This is a genomic window from Polaromonas sp. P1_E3, assembly GCF_056405935.1.
The window spans coordinates 1-1,256 of record NZ_JBFUBD010000608.1 but is presented as its reverse complement, the minus strand read 5'-3'; the positions used below and the strand labels follow the sequence as shown (position 1 = coordinate 1,256).

The 1,256-nt window shown below is 59.9% G+C and carries 2 protein-coding genes; one reads left to right on the top strand and one right to left on the bottom strand.

The features are described from left to right. Positions 1-531, bottom strand: a 531-nt coding sequence (locus AC1D0Z_RS22140; protein ID WP_477660297.1) for a TetR family transcriptional regulator, incomplete at its 3' end; no start/stop codon positions are given. A 174-nt stretch (positions 532-705) separates the two neighbouring features. Between AC1D0Z_RS22140 and AC1D0Z_RS22135 the strand changes: the two genes are divergently transcribed. Next, a partial coding sequence (locus AC1D0Z_RS22135; RefSeq protein WP_477660296.1) for an efflux RND transporter periplasmic adaptor subunit occupies positions 706-1,256 on the top strand: 551 nt, incomplete at its 3' end.

Here is a 1,256-nt window from a genome sequence, read left to right as displayed (position 1 = left end):
GATCAGCGCATGCAGGCCCTGTGCGGCCGCCGAAGCCGGCACCGGTAATTTGAGATGCATCTGCCCGGATGCGGTTTCGATGCTTTGCTGGATGCCTGACAAAAAGCCACCGCGTACCGCCAGGTGACGCAGGCGGACGGCCTGGAGCTCCTCTACATATTCGACCTTCTGGGTCGCCACCTCAAAGACGCGCCGCGTTTGGGCGTCGGTCACAATTTGTCGCAGCGCGTTGACGGTGGACCGTCGTATCCTTTCCATCGGGTTGAGGGAGTCGTCGTCCACGTATTGCTGCGGATCATTTTCCTGGTTGAACGAGTTTTCCAGGGGCAGGGTTACCCGCTCCATCATGGCATTAAACAGGTCTGCCTTGTCCTTGAAATGCCAATAGACGGCACCGCGTGTGGCGCCTGCACGGCGCGCGATGTCCTGCAGGCTGGTGCGTGACACGCCTTGGGCCTGAAACAGATGCTCAGCCGCGTCCAGCAACTTGTGCCGGGTGGCCATGGCTTCTTCTTTTGTCCGACGGGCCAATCAAAGTCTCCTGCAGCAATTTAGCKAAGTGGGCTTGTTATACATTCACAAATGTATGTAAACTATATCACTCGTAAAAACCCTTATTCTTTTTGTTTTTCGCGGAAAGATGACCTGCATCAAACGCCGTCGCTTTTTCCGCTTTGCGCCTTTTTCCCAAATTTGAGGATCAGCATGCCCAAGTCTCGCGTTGTCCATTCACCTTCTCGCTTCCGGTTTGCGCCATACCAGCCTCTCGTGCTGGCTGCCGCGTTTGCATTGTTCCTTGCCGGGTGCGGCAAGGGTGCCGGCGCCCCCGGCGGAGCACCGCCTCCTGCCGAAGTCGGCGTGGTCACAGTGGCCCAGGGCGACGTTGGTTTGGTGACCGAGTTGCCGGGCCGCCTGGAGGCTTCACGCGTGGCGCAGGTCAGGGCCCGTGCGGCAGGTATCCTTCAAAAGCGGCTGTTCCGGGAAGGCAGCGACGTGAAGGAAGGGCAGCCGTTGTTCACGATTGATTCTGCGCCTTACGCCGCGGCAGCTGCCAGTGCCAGGGCCGGCCAGGCACGCGCCGAGGCCAATCTGGCGCAGGCCACTGCACTGGCCGAGCGCTACAAGCCGCTGGTCGAGGCCAACGCCATCAGCAAGCAGGAATATGCCAATGCCGTCGCCGCGCAAAAGCAGGCAGAGGCTGACGTCGCCGTGGGCAAGGCCAATGTCCAGACTGCGAGCATCAATCTTGGCTATGC